This window comes from Oleiharenicola lentus (genome assembly GCF_051660365.1).
GTDB classification, from domain to species: Bacteria; Verrucomicrobiota; Verrucomicrobiia; order Opitutales; family Opitutaceae; genus Lacunisphaera; species Lacunisphaera lenta_A.
The window spans coordinates 70,110-86,195 of record NZ_JBOZXB010000003.1; the positions used below are offsets into that span (position 1 = coordinate 70,110).

Genomic DNA, 16,086 nt, shown 5'->3' on the forward strand with positions numbered 1-16,086 from the left:
AATGCACGAGCAGATCCGTCACTCAGTCTTAACCTTGAGGTGAAATCACCGTGAAAGTTGGGTTACGCAATGATGCCGGCGGCCCAAGCTGAAGCTTTCACCCTTCGGCAATTCGAAGCCCTGCGGATAACCTCACTCGCTGCAATGCACTCCCAATGAAATCAACTTTCTCGGCATTGCTCTTTATGATGAAACGGCCTAGCGTCTTATCTATGAAACCAACTGTCACCCCTTTAGAGAAAAACAAATTGGTCTCCCAAATCACCAGCGCCAAACTGAAGGCGAATGCGTCCAAGAAAATTGCGAAAGATGCCAAGGCCGACCTGCAACATGCGAAGAAGCAATTTAAGGACGCGAAGAAAACGGCCAAAAAAGATAAGAAATTTTTGAAGGTGTTGGAGGCGGAGTTGACCGTCGTGTCGAAAAAACTGGCGAAGCAAGCGGCGGCGAAGAAGCCCAGTGCTTCGAAAAATTCTGCGAAGAAGAAGCCTGTCCCCACGACGCCCGCGGACACTTCCTCAAACGTTCCGACCCAAGGGGAAACGAGTGCAGCGTCCGCTTAAATGACGTTCGATTCAGGGATCTAGCTGCTAGTAAGGCGGTGGTGCCGCTTCCTCAGATGGTAAGTGAGGGCTTCTGCGATACACCGCCGCAATTCCCGCGCGGGCACCACGTCCGATTCATTAAACAGTAAGGCTCGGTTGCCCTCATACCGGAACAAGGATCCAAACTGCGTTCGAAAGTCTGCGACTAATGTCGTCTGGCAATTGAAGTAGAGCGCATACTCGCCTTGTCCGGAAGTAATCGCGTCCATCCGAATCGTGCTGCCGCTATTGGTCAGCTCTGTCAGGTAACTCGGCTGACGCCATTTCAACGTTTCTTTTAATGGACCCACTTCCGCCGCTTCAGCCGCGGTTGAAAAAACAAGTTCGCGCAGCTCCATCAATTTTATCCGCACGCCCTGGGGATACCCCGCAAATACGCTAGCCACTGAAGAATCTTTGAAGCGTTGCATGGATAATTGTTTATCAGCTATCGCACACGGAATCGCGAGGCAAGTTCGCCGCGCGCGACCGCGACATATCCGAGATCTTTTCGGCAACCGCGCACAAATCACTCGGTGCGCAACGCCCCAATTGGGTTAATACGGGCGACGCGACGTGCGGGCAGGTCGCACAAAAAAGTTCGTAAACCACCGCGTCCTTTTGTTGCCGATCCACGTCTTGCTAAAAGGGCGCGCACCGAATTGAGGATCAAACACTTCTCGCACGAGAAACTCCAACGCGTCGCAGGTAACCTTCCATCGGGTTGATTCTCGCCGTACGCCGGCGACCAGATGTCTTTCAACGTCTGTGCAACTCCAGTCCGGGAAAGCGAAAAGCAATCCCGCCAGACTAGTGTGGCGGGGTTTCTACTTGATTATTTTCGAGGGTGTAAGCGACGGCGCGAACTAAAACCTTTCCGCTCATCGGCTTGGCGAGAAAGCGGTTTGCACCGAATCGAGCGGCCTCCGATTCGGCACCTTCCAATCCACTCATCAGAATAATTTTAATCTGTGGATTGAGGGCCCGCAGTCCCGTAACCATGGCCGACGCGCTCAGCTGGGGCATGGTGCAATCGGCAATGACCACGGCTACCAACCACGAATATTGACTAAAGAGTTCGATGGCTTGCTGCCCGGTGCTAGCTAACAGTACGTGATAGCCTGATTGCTCTAAAATCGAGCGCATCATTTCTCGCAGCGTTTGCTCGTCGTCTGCGACCAAAATCGTTTCCCCACGACCTTGGGCGAACGGTGATGCCGAGCGCTCCCGCAGGGTAATGATGGCGGTCGTAGCCGACGGAAGAAATACGTGGAACGTGGTGCCCTTCCCCACTTCGGTCTCCACGTCGATGAACCCGCCGTGCTCTTTGAGGATACTGACCACCGTGGAGAGGCCCAGTCCCGTCCCACGTTGCGCTTTGGTGGTGAAGAAGGGATCGAAGATGCGGGAGAGCACTTCGGGCGAAATGCCCGTGCCTGTGTCGTGCACGATAATTTTGACGAAGTCCCCCGGCAACACAGCAGCCTTTCCTCTCAAGTCAGCGGCGGTAAGTAAGCAAGCGACTACTTTGATATCGATACGTCCTCCATCGGGCATCGCATCACGTGCGTTCACGCAGAGGTTCATGAGCACCTGACTGAGTTGAGTCGCATCGGACCGAACGCCGGGCAAATCGTCTTGGATCGATACGTTCATCGCGATGGTGCGCGGAAGCGTTTCCCGCAGCAGGGAGGCGACATCCGCAATCACCGGGCCGATTGCGAGAATCTGTCGCGAGCTTTCCGTCCCCTTGGAAAAAGAGAGCACCTGCCGAATGAGTCCCGCACCGTGTTCTGCACTTTTGGTCATGAGATCGATCAGCTGCTGGGAGTGCTCGTCGGGCACTTTGCGGCGCAGCATTTCCATGCCCATGAAGATCGGCGTGAGCATGTTGTTGAGGTCATGAGCAATGCCACCGGCGAGGAGACCGATGCTTTCGAGACGCTGCGCTTGGCGGAGTTGAGATTCCAAACTACGACGGCTGGTTTCTCGCTGCGTGTCGTTCAGCGCGCGACGGATGGCCGGGATGAGCCGGCCCATGTGGTCTTTTAACACGTAATCAGTCGCCCCGCGCTTGAGTGCATCGACGGCTTTCACTTCGCCGATGGTGCCGGACAGAAAAATAAACGGCACTGTGGATCCGCGTGATCGCGTGATCTCCAGCGCGGAGAGACCGTTGAAGCCGGGCATGGAATAATCCGAGAGGATTACGTCCCATTCTTGTTTTTCATCGAGTGCGACTCGCACCTCCTCCTCCGAGGCTACACGATGGATCTTTGAGTTCGGCCAGGCTTCGTTGAGGGAATGATGAATCAAGGCTGCGTCGGAGACGCAGTCTTCGATGTGCAACACGCGCAAGCCTTCGCTCTTCGAAGAGTTCATTGACGACAGCGGGCCCCAGCCGTCCGGAGTAACATAACCGTTCACGCGCAGAAATGGTATCAGGGAATTTCCGATAGCGCTTCGACCATTAGTCAGTCCGCGGTGTCGCAGCGTGCTCTGATTCCATATTCCAAACCGCCTCCAGACCGGCGATGGCGCTCCATAGCCGAACCTGTTCATACGCGCACCTTTCTTGTTCGGTGCGAGCGCGCAGCCAGACAATCATCGAAACCACTTCATCAAGGGTCGCTACGAACACAGTGCGTTTGCGCGGCAACCCGATGAGCCGCACTTGAGGAAATGCCCGCCCAAATGCATTGGGCACAAGCACGAGTAAGTCGATCGACACCACGTATCGTTTTCTCATGAAAACTCCGCGCGTGGCCCCGTGTGGAGATGAGTATGTTGGGCGAATTTGTAAGATGCGTCAAACGTCATTGAGGCCCATCGACTATCCTAGGTCATTCACGGCCCCAGCCCGAGCGTTGGTCGAGAACGCATTTTTGATTCGCAGGGAGTGAACGGTGCGGGCGAACGGGCACCGCCATGCAGCGGAAATGAAGTCTGTGCATTCCGCGCTGTCTCCGATACACCGGTCCTGCGACCGCAATTCTGCGGTTGCTAAAAAGGAAACCGTCACGGAGCCAGCATGTCGGCATTCAGCAAACACTACGATGTGATCGTTTTGGCCGCCGGCGATTCGTCCCGAATGGGACTGCCAGCCCAACTGATGGAAGCTGGCTGTGTTCCCCAGTTGCGGCATGTGTTGTCGGCTGCAACGGCGAGCCAAGCCCGCGACGTGTTGGTCGTCCTCGGCTCGAACGCGGAGATGATCGGACGAACGATCAATGATCTCCATGTGATTGTCGTCACGAACCGGCGGTGGGAGGACGGACTTAACAGTTCGATTGGTTGCGGAATGCGCACTCTCCGAAAGCCGGATCCTGAGGCAGTCATCCTCACCTTGGGCGACCAGATGGATTTTCAGATTGCAACCATCACTGGGCTCATCGCGACCCACGAACGAGCCGACGGAATCGTCACGACTTCCCCTCAAGGGGCGCGCATGCCGCCTTCCCTCTTTGGGCGGAGTTACTTCTGGGCGTTGCAGAATATGTCCGGTGACAACGGCCGCCCTGATCGGGAACGTTAGGCGCGCGACAAGTTGAGCTTTATCCAAGGCTGCCACCCGCGCTTCCCTTTGATCTCCCAAAGCCCCGTCAGCTGGTTGCTGTTGCCACTGAACTTGCCATCGAAACGCACGCTCTTGCCTGAAATCACCCACCGCTTGCCCGTTAGACTCACGGTAAAATCCTCACTCGCGCCTTGGTCGTCATAGGAGCGCGCGAGGTATTTTTTAGATTTAGTGTCGTACCCAAAAACTTCCAGAGAGCGAGAGACGTCGCCGCCGAAACGCGCGTCTACGTCATGGACGATAAAATGACGGCCGGGCAACCAACGATACGTGTCCGTCGCCACCAACGTGGTCGCAGGTGAGGTCTCCGTTGCGTAGACTTCACCGGTGGTATTCCACGTGCCGATGAAGCATTGAAAACGATCCATTCGATTTTTGGTCATGATGTTCAATTTTGAATGTTCGAAGAGAGGCGACTTACTTCACGGAATAGATTTGAGCGACCGCTCCGGATTTGAAGCGCTTGGAGTCTACGAGCTTGAGGTCAATGCGTCCGCCGGCTTCCGAAAAAATTGGCAGCCCTCGACCCAAAATTACGGGGTGGATCAGGAGCCAGTACTCATCCACCAGACCGCTGGCAATCAGGCTCCGCGCGAAGCCAGCGCCGCCGTGAGCAAGCAGCGGCTTTCCATGACCGTGCTTGAGCTGTTTTATCGATGCGGCGAGCTTACCTTTGAAAATCTGGGGATGGAGCCAAGAGTTGATGACCTCTTCCGAAGGTGTGGCCCCTTGCGTATGGCCCATGGCTTTTTGCGCGCTCTTCAGGCCGAGCGTCGTGAGCTTGCGATTTGCTGCGGGATCAAACGCGCGCTGCGTGAATACCGCCTTCGGAATCGTATTCATGGCGGGCGCAAACGGCTCGCGGGATGTCGGCCACCACGCGGCCATGTCGCGAAACGTCCGACTGCCCATGAGGTGGAGACTCGCGTCGGTGCAGGCGGCGACATCCCACTTTGTCGCGTCCTTGCTTTCTGTTTCGAACAGCCAGTCGAGTTTACTTTTGGCATCGGCACAGAACCCATCTGCCGAGAGCGACATCTTGAGACGCAGCGTTTTCATTCGGTCAAGCGACCGCCGCCTATGCACAGAAGTTCCGGATGAGATCCGCGTTTGCCGGGGTCTCTTTCCCGTTATGAGGAGAAAATAGCTCCCATGTTCCGGCCTGCCCGCCGGTAAAGCCCCCGATAGTTCAAGACAGCCGCAAACGCTATAATCTCAGCATGCCCACCCCACCCCTTGGCGTTGATGACAGGATGCCGGCAGACATCGCGAAGAAAGCTGAAACCACCTATGCGCAAAAGACGGACGTGCGGACGAGCAATCTCGTGATCCTCGCACTTCTGGCGGGAGCCTACATCGCTTTCGGTTCGGTGTTCTCGCAAGTTGTGTTGGCGGGGGCTGAAGGCGTGGTGCCGTTTGGCATCGCGCGACTGCTTTCGGGCACCGCATTCTCCGTCGGCCTCATTCTCGTGGTGGTGGGAGGCGCGGAGTTGTTCACCGGAAATATCTTAATGGTAATTCCGCGCGCGCAGGAACGGGCTACCACCGCAGAAATCGGGCAGGCTTGGGGCATCATCTATGTGGGTAATTTGGTCGGCTCGGTGGCCGTTGCCTACCTAGTTTTTCTCGCCGGGGTTCACTCCGCGGGTCAGGGCCAGGTCGGACTGGTCATGCTAAAAACCGCGTCGGCGAAATCAGAACTGCCATTCTTGCAAACGGTGGCGTCAGGCATTCTGGCCAACATGTTGGTGTGCCTTGCGGTGTGGCTTTCGTTGAGCGCTCGCACGACACCGGGAAAAATCCTCGCGATTATTTTTCCCATCGCGGCGTTTGTTACGGCGGGGCTCGAGCATTCCGTCGCGAATATGTCCCTCATTCCGATGGGACTTTTTATCGAAATGTCCGCGGCGGATAAATTTTGGTTGAGCGTTCAGGTTTCGCCCGAGGCTTTCGCCGGACTTACCTTGGGAGGCCTCGCACGTAATCTGGCGGGAGCGACTCTCGGAAATATCCTTGGTGGCATGCTCATCGGAATTTCTTACTGGTTCGCTTACCGCCGTGGTAAATAAACGCAGTGATGGCTTCGCTTAGCGAAACTAACACCTCGGTTTCGGACGCAGCGCTTTGCCGAAATGTCTCTTCATCCGGATCAAAGGGGTTAAAGTGAGCATGCTTGGGCAACGCATCCATTCCTCCTCTCTTCTACGCGGACGATTCCGACGCAGATTACTTTCTGCTTCAGCGGGCGATCACCCGCGCTGGGATCGTGTGGCCCTTGATTCGCGCCCTGAACGGATGGGAGGCGATCACGTATTTGAATGATCAACTTTTGGGCGAATCATCCGTCTATCCCGGCCTGATCCTGCTCGATAAAAAAATGCCCCAAGCCGACGGCATCGATGTTTTGAAGTGGGTGCGTGAGCGACCGGCTTTCGGTGCCACGCCGGTGGTGATGTATTCCACGTCGGAACTGCTCAGCGACGTCACCCTCGCCAAAGCTCACGGCGCGGACGCCTACCTCGTAAAACTTTCCAATATCGCGGACCAGTTGAAACAGGTGCAGGATTTGCTTAGCCTGATGCGGTCAGGACGCCAAGGAAAGTGGTTGGTGCTGCATGGAGGCATCGCGTGACCGCGAAATGCGTCAGCACGCTTTCTCCAGCTCCTTGATCGCCTTCCACCCGTCCGCCTTCACGCCCATGATCTCAGTCGCGACTCCCTGCGTTGCGTAAGTGTCGAAAAACGTCATGTGCGCAATCGGGTGATCCACTTCGCCGATGATCGCGTGACCTTGCTTTCGTAGCTTTGCGGTAACGCGTTCAAACCCTGCGATCGGCAGCCGAAACGCAACGTGCTGGATTCCGCCCTCGGGATGTTGCGCCAGATAATCGTGAAACATGCTTTGCCCCGAGAGCGGCTGCACGATTTCGAGAAACGTATGGCCGTTGAATGCTTGCGTCGTGATCCATTTGCCCGGCACGAGTTGCCCGCGATAGGACATTTGGATTTTTTCCGCGTTCATCCGAGTAGGTTTGGGAAAGCCGGAGACTCCCAACGCTCCCGAGATAAATTTCACTGCCGCGCGCAGGTTAGGCACGACCCAGCACACTTGCGCAAATTCCAGTCCATCGATCTTCGAAGACTTGGCACGTGATGCGCGTTTTCTGTTTTTGGACGTTTTCATGGAAACGGGTGGTTCTCGAGAAATGATCGGGCAAAAAAAACTCACTTGATCCATGGCTCCCCTTGCCACTTCCCAAGTGAGTTTTTTCCTACACCAAAAGCGCTCAATCTAACACCCTTCAGGCCACGGGTAAATCAGGCGGAATTCTGTTCGGGGCGTAGAAAATTACCGAGGCCGATCCGGGGAACGTAACTAGACTCGCCACCAAACGTTCCTCCCCCGCCTACGCGCGGGGCATCGTCGCGTTTGCTCCGCGTCGACCGTTTCGGCTGCACCGAAATCTTTTCTTTGGATTTGGCGCGATCCGGTTTCGCGGATTTGCGTGGGAGCGATGGCATGGATAAAAGCGAAGCGTCTGCTAGGAATCTCAGCGAAATCTTTCTTCAGTCAGCCAACGATTCAACTCTGCGAGACTCTTGGCGGAAGCATCTTTCAATAGCACGTCTTCCGTTAGTTGTTGGGCGCGCCATGCTGCGTCGCGCTGCGTTTTTTGCTGATGCCAATAACCGAAGCCGCCGCCGAGTACGAGCAAACCGACCACGGCCACTACGAGGATTTTTTTTCGTGATGAACTCATTGGTCAAACATCCGGCCTCGCATGAATTTATATTGGCGACCGAGACCATGAATAAACGTCACGTTTTCGCCGTTGATGTATTCGCTGATCACCCAATCGACTTCCTCTGATGCGCCCGGACGCAGCAGAGCCACCCAGGTATCGGCGCCGCCAATGATTTTGACCACGGTCGCCTTACCAACGTAGGGTTGGAGCAGTTCTACGAGCTGAGCGGCATCGGGCGATGCGACGAACCGATGGCTCTCGTAGTTCAGCAGGACATCGTCGAACGGGACCCGCTTGGTGGCAGGTGGAACCAAAAAAAGTGTCTGCCAACCCGCTTGGGACCAAAAAACGTCCACGAGTTTTTCACCGGCAGAGAGACGCTGGTTGATCATCTCTGCGGGAAAGGCTGCCGAGGGGGCCGTGATTTTTTGCACGGCGGGCATGTCCACCCACGGCTCCGGCTTCGTCTCGCGCAGCGGGGCCGTATACCAAGACGCAATCCAGTGCGCGCCGTCCAGCGATGGGCTTAGGCCGGTACAGAAGTATCCCTGATTTTGATAACGTTCGAATTCCTCGGAGGGAAATCCCTTGGAGAACGTGACTTGAAATTTGCCAGTTGGGTATGCCGGTTGCATGCGAGGCGCGAATTCCAGGGACGTGCCACCAAAGGAAACCAAGTAGGCTTGATTGCCGCCGATAATCTTCGCGAGCTGCTGGTCCACGCGCCCCTCCCCGTCATGATCAAGAAAGACTTGGGTTTGGGTTTCACGGGCGAATCCGATCAGCATGTTGCCACCCCAATTAGAAACGAGTTCGCCCTTGGGCGGGGTATTTTTGAAAGCCTCTTTCAAGCGCGCCCACAACGCGGCGTTAGCTTCACCGGTGCCGTGCACGTTGCGCCAGCCCATCAATTCTTTGATATCCCCGGCCAGCGACTGAATCTGCGCGTCGGTCACCGTTTCGTTTTCCGCTCCTGGTTCCTCGGTCGTCGACATTGCCGGACCTTCGGCGGGTTGCGGCCACTGCTGCTTGAGCGTGCGTTCGGCACTCTGGCGGGCTGCCGATTCCTGGTGATCGAATGCCGCCACCTCCGCCGCGACGGCTTGCTGCCGTTCCGCAGCCCATTTCGTTTCCAGCGGTTTCAAACCGGCATCGATTTGTGTCTGCAATGCGAGCACTTCAGTGTGCGCGGGCGAATTCGCCGTTGGCCCCGTGAGTTGTTTATAGCGATTGAGCGCACTTCGTGCACGGATCCAGTCGCTCTGTGCAACATACAGGTACACGCGCAGCGATTCGATTTTTGGCGCGGGCCGCCCCAAGATTTTTTCGGTTTCTGCTGCCAATTGCAGGGCTTCCCCGGCACGTTGTTCGTTCGCAGCGCTTACTGCTTTCTCCCACAGATCGGAGACGGCGCTGTTTTGCGCAGGCAACGCAATTGCGAGTGTTAGGAACAGGCTGAGTCCAGCTTTCATACTTCGTGAGGAATACCTAAGATATTGCTCGCGGCCGTAGACCGATACGGCGTGGTCTCTCGGCTGATTTCACGAATCTGGCGGGTGTTCAGATCAAGTTCGTAGTCGATGAACTCGAAACTGACTTCCACCAGATTTACCTGCCGGTTCACAAAGGTGTCGCGGCCAACATACGGCTGCCCGATGCGCGCGATTCGCGTGGCACGAACAGCAATTTTTCCCGGTCCGGGAGATTCGCTGCGTATGCCCACCGCCGTGAGAAGTTGTTCGGGAATAAGGTAACGCTTGGAGCGCCGATCATAGAGTCCCCGCCGGTCAGCAACCCGCTTGCCGTAACGGCCCACCAAAGCCCGATCGCCAATTTCAAAAAGATCAGGGGAAATCTCCTCCAGGATCGTTCGCGATGTATCGAACTGCAGGCGACCCTCGCGATCCAAGTAATTGTAGTGCCATTGGGGGGTTGCATGGGTCACCACGCGCGTAAGTTTGGACGAGAGTTTTTCTTTGGAATCGAACGGATCGGCGTGGATGAAGCCTTGCGGAAAAGCTTTGGTGCCGTCTGGGCGATAGAAATAAGCGAGGTTGTCTGCGGTGCGTCGGTAAGGAATCGGCGGAACTGGGGGCCGGGGGGCTGCGCTCGGCTCGGCCCAGGTGTCCGTTTGGCGATAGGCCGATAAGGGCGGTTGCGTCGCGCGATCGGCGGTTTCAGTCGGAGAAAGCGGCCGTTCTCCGGCTTCCGCGCGCGCGAAGTCGACCGCGATTTGTTTCATTGTCACCAACGGCCACGTGACTTGCGTGGCTTTGAAATCCCGGACCGTTTGGTTATCGGCGAGGTTGAAATAAGCGGCGAGCATGCGCTTTTCTTTATCGGTGAGAGTGTCCTTGCGGGTGCCGAAAGTTTTCCATCCACCGGGCGGACTGGACGGAACGGCGAAGGGCTTCTTGCCTGACGGCTCGGTGATCAGCTGGCCGGAAATGACCGGCGTGCGCATCGCGGTTTTTGTGAACGGAGCGCTTCCGCCGATACTCCCGAAGATGCGAAACTGCTTTTTGAAAGCTTCGCGTTCCGCGTCGCCTTGATTGCCGATATTCCAGAGAATTTCGAAGGCAACGGATTCCGGTTTGAGCGCATCGAAACGTCTCGCGAGCAATGGATGTTTCATCAGGCGGTTGCGGTCGATGTCTGCGGAAATCCATCCTTTCGCTGGATCACGGTATTGAATCGAATAGCCCCCGGAACTCTCCCAATAAAAAAAGTAATTGGCGACTGGTTCATCGAAAAGCGTCCACCAGTCGACACTCAGACGAGCGGAACGCATCAATCCTTTGACTCTGATTTCCTCGGTGCCCACCCACCCGTCGCCGTTCCCCTGAAATCCATTAACGGCGGGATTGGGATGCGTGACTCGATTCCTCAGGTTGGGTTCGTTATTAAAGAAATCCAGCACCCCCGAGTAATGCCCCTCCTCTCTGAGAAGATAACCTTCGGCATTGCCGCGAGAAACAAAAAGCAAGCCAGCCATGACGGCCAAAATTGAAGCGGCGAGCGTGCGCATTGAAAGGCGGCCAGCACATCGTCGGAATGAGTAAACGCAAGCCTCGCAGGCGATAGACTAGACGACCCGACGTTCGTGGCGACAAGGGGCGAACTAGTCCACGTCCTCGCGGCTATTCGACGATATGCCATCCATCTTCGACCCGCTGGTAGTGCGTCGTGCGGAGGGATTCAAACCGACGTTCTTGCCACGTGCGCACTTCAATGCGAATCGAATTACCGTTTAAAGTAATGCGATTGTAACCGTTGGGGTCGGAGGGGCGAACGCGTCGCGAAAACACAGTGCCCGCTTGCGCTGAGACGATCGCTCGATTTCCAGGATAATAGGGTCGGGTGTCGCCAGAATAACCGTGATGCAGGTGCCCCGCGAGAAGCAGATCCACCTTGCCCGCATCCAAAACCGCCAGCGCCTGAGCCGCGCGCCCGACAAGATCGATGCGCGCTTCGCTTGATCCTTTTGGAGGGGGAATAAACGGATGATGCGTCACCACAATTTTGAAGGCGGCTCGGGTCGCGAGCAGTCGGGCGCGCAAGGCTTCGATTTGTTCGAGCGAAAGTCGGCCACTTTTCCAGGTCAAGGAACGCGCGCTGTTAAGGCCGGCCACGAACAAGTCGCCATCTTCGAAAATGGGATCGAGTTCGTCGGTGACCAATTTCCGATACCGCGTGAGCGGAAACAGAAATCGGCGGACGACATCGTAGAGCGGAACGTCGTGATTGCCGGGCACTACCAGTTGGGGCTGCGGCAGTTCGTCGAGGTATTGGCGCGCGGCCGAGAACTGACGGCGACGAGCGCGCTGGGTGAGGTCTCCACTCACCACGAGCAGCGAGGGCGGATTGCTCTGCAATTCATCGCGCAAGGCTGCCGCGAGCACGGGCAGTTCGGTGCCGAAATGCAGATCGGAGATATGTGCGATCGTTTTCAAGTCGTGGTCTTAGGCACGATTACGCGTAGTGCACCCGGACGGATGCGGAAACGCCACGGGCTCGGCAGTTCGAGAATTTCTCCGTCGGCGGCGAGGTGAATAGGTGTGTCGCTTTCGATCGTGAATTCAGTGACTGGTTCCGCAGCCAAAGCGTCGGCGGCGTCCAGTCGGCGCGTCAACGATTGCCAGGCCATGCGCAACGCGGCGAGGTGACGGTGCACATGCGCGATGTAGAGCCAGAGTTTTCCTTCGTCGAGACGGGCCCGCAGACTGCCGTGGAGCACATGCCCGGAATAGGCGTTGTTACCCACGACGATCAGCGGAGTGTGCAGATCGCGCACGGCAACCCCCGGAATGCTCACGCGCATCCGCATCCGTTTGAAGCGACGAAATGCCTGCCAAGATGCTTTAAACATCGCCCGCCATTTGCCGTGACCCTGTTCGCGGCGCAGGGCCTCGCGGCGTTTGACGGCTTCCGCATAGGTGCCGAGCGAACAGTTATTGATAAAGAGGTGACCGTTTACTTCGGCGGCGTCGACCGATTGCACGGTGCCGCTGACGAGCGCGTCCACCGCCTCGGGCAATGTGAACGGGATTTCGAGATCCTTCGCGAAATGATTGAGCGTGCCCATCGGGAGCACTCCGAGAGAAATGCCGGAATCCGCCAAGGCGGCGGCCGCACTGCGCACGGTCCCATCCCCTCCTCCGATAATGATTGCATCAGGCCGAGCCGTGACGCCGGCACTCAAAGCGCGTTCGATCTCATCGGGCTCAACCATGCGAACCTCCCCAGAAATTCCGGCAGCGTGGAGGAGCGTGCGCACCTCCACGGCCGGATCTCCCTTAGCCGCGGGTCCTGCTTGAGCATTCAGAATTACCATCCATTGCATCGGTGCATCCCGACCCCACTCATCAAAGTTGGTTGCCCGGAGAAATTCCCATCTGGGTGGGTCTAATTTCCGTGATGCGTGTCTGAATCTCAGGCTATGACAGATCGCAAAAGAATCTCCGGTTGGAGCGGGTTCGTGCTGTTGAGCACCGTGCTGGCGGTGTGCGCGAGCGCATGGCTTTTCATCGCGATCGCGAATTCTGTTGGCGCAGACGCAACGCGCGCCTTCGACGAAAAGATTTTGCTGAGTTTCCGTGAACCGACGGATTTGACCCAGACCGTCGGTCCACACTGGTTAGGCCAGTTCGCCGGATTGGTGACTCATCTGGGCAGCGCATTCGCTGTCGTCGCACTGGCGGTCTTGATGATCGGCTACCTCGGTCGTCGGAAGGAATGGATCTACGTGGCGTTAGTCGTGGTTACCGTAGCAGGCAGCTACGCGTTGAATCATGCATTGAAATCCGAGTATGCCCGCGAACGGCCTGCGATTGTTCCTCACTTAGCCGAGGTAAGCTCGGCAAGTTTCCCCAGCGGCCATTCCCAAGCCTCTTCTGTGATCTATCTAACGCTGGCCGCGCTGCTTTCGCGGCATGCGGCACGACGTCGTGACAAAGTTGCGATCTTGAGCGTGGCTCTCGGGCTAATTGGCGTAGTTGGGCTCAGTCGGGTGTTCCTTGGCGTCCACTACCCCAGCGATGTTCTGGCCGGATGGAGTATCGGCGCCGCGTGGGCTCTCCTGTGGCTCATGGTCCTGTGGCAGGCTTCACGCCCCAGACCTTTGCCGTTGTAGAATAAGCGGCGCAGGCTAATGCAGTGAGCCCATGACTTCGTGGGTAAAGGCACTAAACAACGGCGAAAGATTCAGCGGGAGAACGGCGTTGGTGTTCGCGTGCGGGGTAGCGATAGGCGCATTGCTGCTCAGGATTTTCGGGGCCGCGTTGGATTGGTGGAAGTTGTATCGACCGCTGGTGGAATCGGGTAAGGACAGCGCAGACGATGCTGCGCTGCTGGCCCGGCTCGGACAATTCGGCGACAGTTTCGGGGGCCTGAACTCATTTTTCCAGGCGGCCACGATCATGATATTAATCCTGGCATTTACCTTGGAGCGATTGCGCGATCAGAAAAATGAGCGTCAACGAGCGAAAGAGTCGGCCGAGCGCGACGCGGATGCTAAACGCCGAAACGAGCAGCATGCAGCGCAGCTGGCGAAAATGGCGGAGCAAACGGCCGCCACGCTGAAGGTGCTTCAGTTTGACGCGAAAAAATACCGGTTGGAATACCTCAAAACAGAAATTGCGGACTGCCACGCGGAGATAGAAAAGATCCTTAAAAATCGACGCTCCGGAAACATCGAAGACAGAGAGCAGACCGAACAGCTCGCTCCTTGGGCAAACCGGATTGAGCCATTTTCCCGTGAATACGCTGAACTACACAATTGGTTCAAAGAGGCGGCTGACACAAAAATTTAGAAGGCGGGCACCTCAAATATCCCATCGAACATATACCGGAACTTGCGTTCGCTAACGCTGGGGGTCGGCAGGGCGAATCTCTGATTTTGTATCGGTAGACTGTTTGGGTTTGTTCTCAGCGAAAGCTCGCAAGCGCTCCCTCATTTCCGAGCTAATCGGAATACTTTCCCAACCGCCCTTTCGGCCGCGCATAAGAAACTTATCTCCGACACCCACGATACCGAGGTATTCCTCGCCCCGATAAAAAGCAAAACTCACCTCGCCGGTTGGTGCAGTAGCCCAACCTTTTTTCCAACTCCCCTCAGTTTGCTTCAAAAGTCCGACGATTTCTAAAACTATTTTCGAATCCACGATCTTGAGCGGAGTCGCGCGCCAATCCGAAACTCGGTGATCAGAAATCAGGACGACGTCGGCCCGCGCAATTTTCCAATCTGCCTCCTTTGCCGATGCGAAAGGCAGTAATAATGCGACCGAGATGAATGCGGTAACAAGCAGTGACTTCATTTCTCAATGGACAGCAAACATACCACGAGTCGCCGGAATAGCTCCTACGAATCGCGCCTGTGTCCTATGGTTCTCAGCTCCCCATTGTCATCAATCCCAAATTGAGACGTGGCCCTTCGATTACTCCGCCAAGGAGGAAATCCGCAGTGAATTCGATGTTTTTCCTGCATCGATCTACCGTCACCACGTCGTCCTTGAGGCTGTGGGCGATATCGTTCCGCATCTTGCGGATTTCATTGATGCGTAGGAACTGTTCGTGCGTGAGCAGATCGGCGAGTTCTAGGACATTGCTGACGACGGCGGCGGAGAATGCCGAGCCAGTGAGAAATTTACGCCGCTCCGAAGTAATGCGGGGCTTTTGGTCCAGCGTTTCCATCTTCGTTTCCAAGTAGGCGGCAAAGCGTTCGTTGAGACAGCGTTCGAGGATGAACCAGCAGAGAACCGTGCTGGTGGAGAAATTGCCCCCTTTGTATTCGCCGACAGCTTTGGAGAGTGAGGATACATCTTGGAAGAGAGCCGGATCCTTGCGAATCGCGCAGTAGCACAAAAACGCCGCTTCACAGCAGCGCGGGTCCACGACCCGATTGCGCCGCAGGAAGATTCGCATGTCGAACGAAGGCGGCAGTTCTTGCTTATAGTGGCCTTGCATTCGGCCTTGCTGGTAGGCACCGACATGGGAATCGAAGCAGATGTTACCCGATGCATCGGTGCTGCCGGGGCGATAATTGGCGCGAAACAGATCGGGAATCGTTAGTTCACTATGACTGAGAACGGCGGCGTTCTGAACTTTTAAGCACACAATCTCCAAGCACAGGAAAAGAACGTTCAGATGCTTGGCGTAACCCGCCGATGCTCTGGCTGAGTCATCGAAAGACTTGTTTGCGGCAGTAAGGATCTGCTCCAACTCAGGCACGCGAACCTCGATGCACCCGTCCCGGTACATACGCACGAAGGTCCCTCCGTGCGCCGAGTGGTACACGACGGTGCTAGTCACCGGGTTTATTTTATCCCGCCCTCCAGGACCATCGAAATCTGGCTCTTCACCGATCCAGAACGGGGTTTTGGCATAGGAGCCGGTAAAAGTGTCCACCGCATCCCTATAGCGCCGGCTACACGGGCATGGCGAGACGGACTTGGCGGCACTCCCCTGCTTGAAGGCGAGAGGTCCAGACATGGAAGATGTATCGCACCTTACCTACTCAAATATTCAACGCCGAAGATCAGTAACCCAAAGCGAATTTTATTACACAGCGGCGGGAGGTAACCTTGCGAAATATAGTCCGCTGAATTTACTCAAGCATTCCGCGTTCTTTTTTGCTCCTCGAAATGTCGGACGCCATTTACCACCGGTGGAAGCTGCCTCC

General features: G+C 56.2%; 19 protein-coding genes. 6 read left to right on the forward strand and 13 right to left on the reverse strand.

Annotated features, from left to right (window positions below; all coding sequences use genetic code 11):
* Positions 1–212: 212 nt before the first annotated feature.
* Complete coding sequence (locus ACRRQW_RS19625; RefSeq protein ID WP_438483326.1) at positions 213–563, forward strand: hypothetical protein; 351 nt, start codon at positions 213–215, stop codon at positions 561–563.
* 20 nt (positions 564–583) lie between these two features.
* Here the strand turns inward: ACRRQW_RS19625 and ACRRQW_RS19630 are convergent, their stop codons facing one another.
* The 3 genes from ACRRQW_RS19630 to ACRRQW_RS19640 form a co-directional block, all read right to left on the reverse strand.
* Positions 584–1,015 (reverse strand): DUF1801 domain-containing protein, encoded by a 432-nt coding sequence (locus ACRRQW_RS19630; protein WP_438483327.1) that lies wholly within the window; start codon positions 1,013–1,015, stop codon positions 584–586.
* A 126-nt stretch (positions 1,016–1,141) separates the two neighbouring features.
* On the reverse strand, positions 1,142–1,384 hold the full coding sequence (locus ACRRQW_RS19635) for a hypothetical protein (protein WP_438483328.1): 243 nt from the start codon (positions 1,382–1,384) through the stop codon (positions 1,142–1,144).
* Positions 1,385–1,394: 10 nt separating this feature from the next.
* A complete protein-coding gene (locus ACRRQW_RS19640) occupies positions 1,395–3,011 on the reverse strand; it encodes a response regulator (RefSeq protein WP_438483329.1) in 1,617 nt (538 codons plus the stop codon).
* 604 nt (positions 3,012–3,615) lie between these two features.
* Between ACRRQW_RS19640 and ACRRQW_RS19645 the strand changes: the two genes are divergently transcribed.
* On the forward strand, positions 3,616–4,119 hold the full coding sequence (locus ACRRQW_RS19645) for a nucleotidyltransferase family protein (protein WP_438483330.1): 504 nt from the start codon (positions 3,616–3,618) through the stop codon (positions 4,117–4,119).
* On the opposite strand, the gene ACRRQW_RS19650 is transcribed toward ACRRQW_RS19645, so the two are convergent.
* Complete coding sequence (locus tag ACRRQW_RS19650; RefSeq protein ID WP_438483331.1) at positions 4,116–4,544, reverse strand: DUF1579 family protein; 429 nt, start codon at positions 4,542–4,544, stop codon at positions 4,116–4,118. The two genes, ACRRQW_RS19645 and ACRRQW_RS19650, sit on opposite strands and share 4 nt — an antisense overlap.
* A gap of 34 nt (positions 4,545–4,578) precedes the next feature.
* Positions 4,579–5,220 carry a dihydrofolate reductase family protein gene (locus ACRRQW_RS19655; RefSeq protein ID WP_438483332.1) on the reverse strand — a complete coding sequence of 214 codons (642 nt, stop codon included), beginning with the start codon at positions 5,218–5,220 and terminating at the stop codon, positions 4,579–4,581.
* A 161-nt stretch (positions 5,221–5,381) separates the two neighbouring features.
* Between ACRRQW_RS19655 and ACRRQW_RS19660 the strand changes: the two genes are divergently transcribed.
* Both ACRRQW_RS19660 and ACRRQW_RS19665 read left to right on the forward strand, forming a co-directional pair.
* Positions 5,382–6,230, forward strand: coding sequence for a formate/nitrite transporter family protein (locus ACRRQW_RS19660; protein ID WP_438483333.1), 849 nt, complete (start codon positions 5,382–5,384; stop codon positions 6,228–6,230).
* Between the two features lie 104 nt (positions 6,231–6,334).
* Positions 6,335–6,793, forward strand: a complete 459-nt coding sequence (locus ACRRQW_RS19665; RefSeq protein WP_438483334.1) for a response regulator — start codon at positions 6,335–6,337, stop codon at positions 6,791–6,793.
* Positions 6,794–6,805: 12 nt separating this feature from the next.
* Here the strand turns inward: ACRRQW_RS19665 and ACRRQW_RS19670 are convergent, their stop codons facing one another.
* The 6 genes from ACRRQW_RS19670 to ACRRQW_RS19695 all read right to left on the reverse strand — a co-directional run bounded on the left by ACRRQW_RS19670 (position 6,806) and on the right by ACRRQW_RS19695 (position 12,750).
* Entirely contained in the window at positions 6,806–7,345 is a 540-nt protein-coding gene (locus ACRRQW_RS19670; protein ID WP_438483335.1) for a VOC family protein, read from the reverse strand.
* A gap of 367 nt (positions 7,346–7,712) precedes the next feature.
* Positions 7,713–7,922: a hypothetical protein gene (locus ACRRQW_RS19675; protein WP_438483336.1), complete on the reverse strand. Its 210-nt coding sequence runs from the start codon at positions 7,920–7,922 to the stop codon at positions 7,713–7,715.
* Positions 7,919–9,379, reverse strand: a complete 1,461-nt coding sequence (locus ACRRQW_RS19680) for a hypothetical protein (RefSeq protein ID WP_438483337.1) — start codon at positions 9,377–9,379, stop codon at positions 7,919–7,921. Before ACRRQW_RS19680 ends, ACRRQW_RS19675 begins: the two co-directional genes overlap by 4 nt.
* A complete protein-coding gene (locus ACRRQW_RS19685) occupies positions 9,376–10,902 on the reverse strand; it encodes a hypothetical protein (protein ID WP_438483338.1) in 1,527 nt (508 codons plus the stop codon). The genes ACRRQW_RS19680 and ACRRQW_RS19685 overlap by 4 nt, the downstream gene beginning before the upstream one ends.
* A 145-nt stretch (positions 10,903–11,047) precedes the next feature.
* Complete coding sequence (locus ACRRQW_RS19690) at positions 11,048–11,860, reverse strand: metallophosphoesterase family protein (protein WP_438483339.1); 813 nt, start codon at positions 11,858–11,860, stop codon at positions 11,048–11,050.
* Entirely contained in the window at positions 11,857–12,750 is an 894-nt protein-coding gene (locus ACRRQW_RS19695) for a diacylglycerol/lipid kinase family protein (protein WP_438483340.1), read from the reverse strand. The genes ACRRQW_RS19690 and ACRRQW_RS19695 overlap by 4 nt, the downstream gene beginning before the upstream one ends.
* Positions 12,751–12,846: 96 nt before the next feature.
* On the opposite strand from ACRRQW_RS19695, the gene ACRRQW_RS19700 reads away from it, so the two are divergent.
* On the forward strand, positions 12,847–13,539 hold the full coding sequence (locus ACRRQW_RS19700; protein WP_438483341.1) for a phosphatase PAP2 family protein: 693 nt from the start codon (positions 12,847–12,849) through the stop codon (positions 13,537–13,539).
* A 31-nt stretch (positions 13,540–13,570) separates the two neighbouring features.
* A complete protein-coding gene (locus ACRRQW_RS19705; RefSeq protein ID WP_438483342.1) occupies positions 13,571–14,218 on the forward strand; it encodes a hypothetical protein in 648 nt (215 codons plus the stop codon).
* 51 nt (positions 14,219–14,269) lie between these two features.
* Here ACRRQW_RS19705 and ACRRQW_RS19710 read toward each other — a convergent pair whose 3' ends face one another.
* Together ACRRQW_RS19710 and ACRRQW_RS19715 are read right to left on the reverse strand one after the other, a co-directional pair.
* Positions 14,270–14,722, reverse strand: a complete 453-nt coding sequence (locus tag ACRRQW_RS19710; protein ID WP_438483343.1) for a hypothetical protein — start codon at positions 14,720–14,722, stop codon at positions 14,270–14,272.
* Between the two features lie 73 nt (positions 14,723–14,795).
* Positions 14,796–15,896, reverse strand: coding sequence for a hypothetical protein (locus ACRRQW_RS19715; protein ID WP_438483344.1), 1,101 nt, complete (start codon positions 15,894–15,896; stop codon positions 14,796–14,798).
* Between the last annotated feature and the right edge of the window lie 190 nt (positions 15,897–16,086).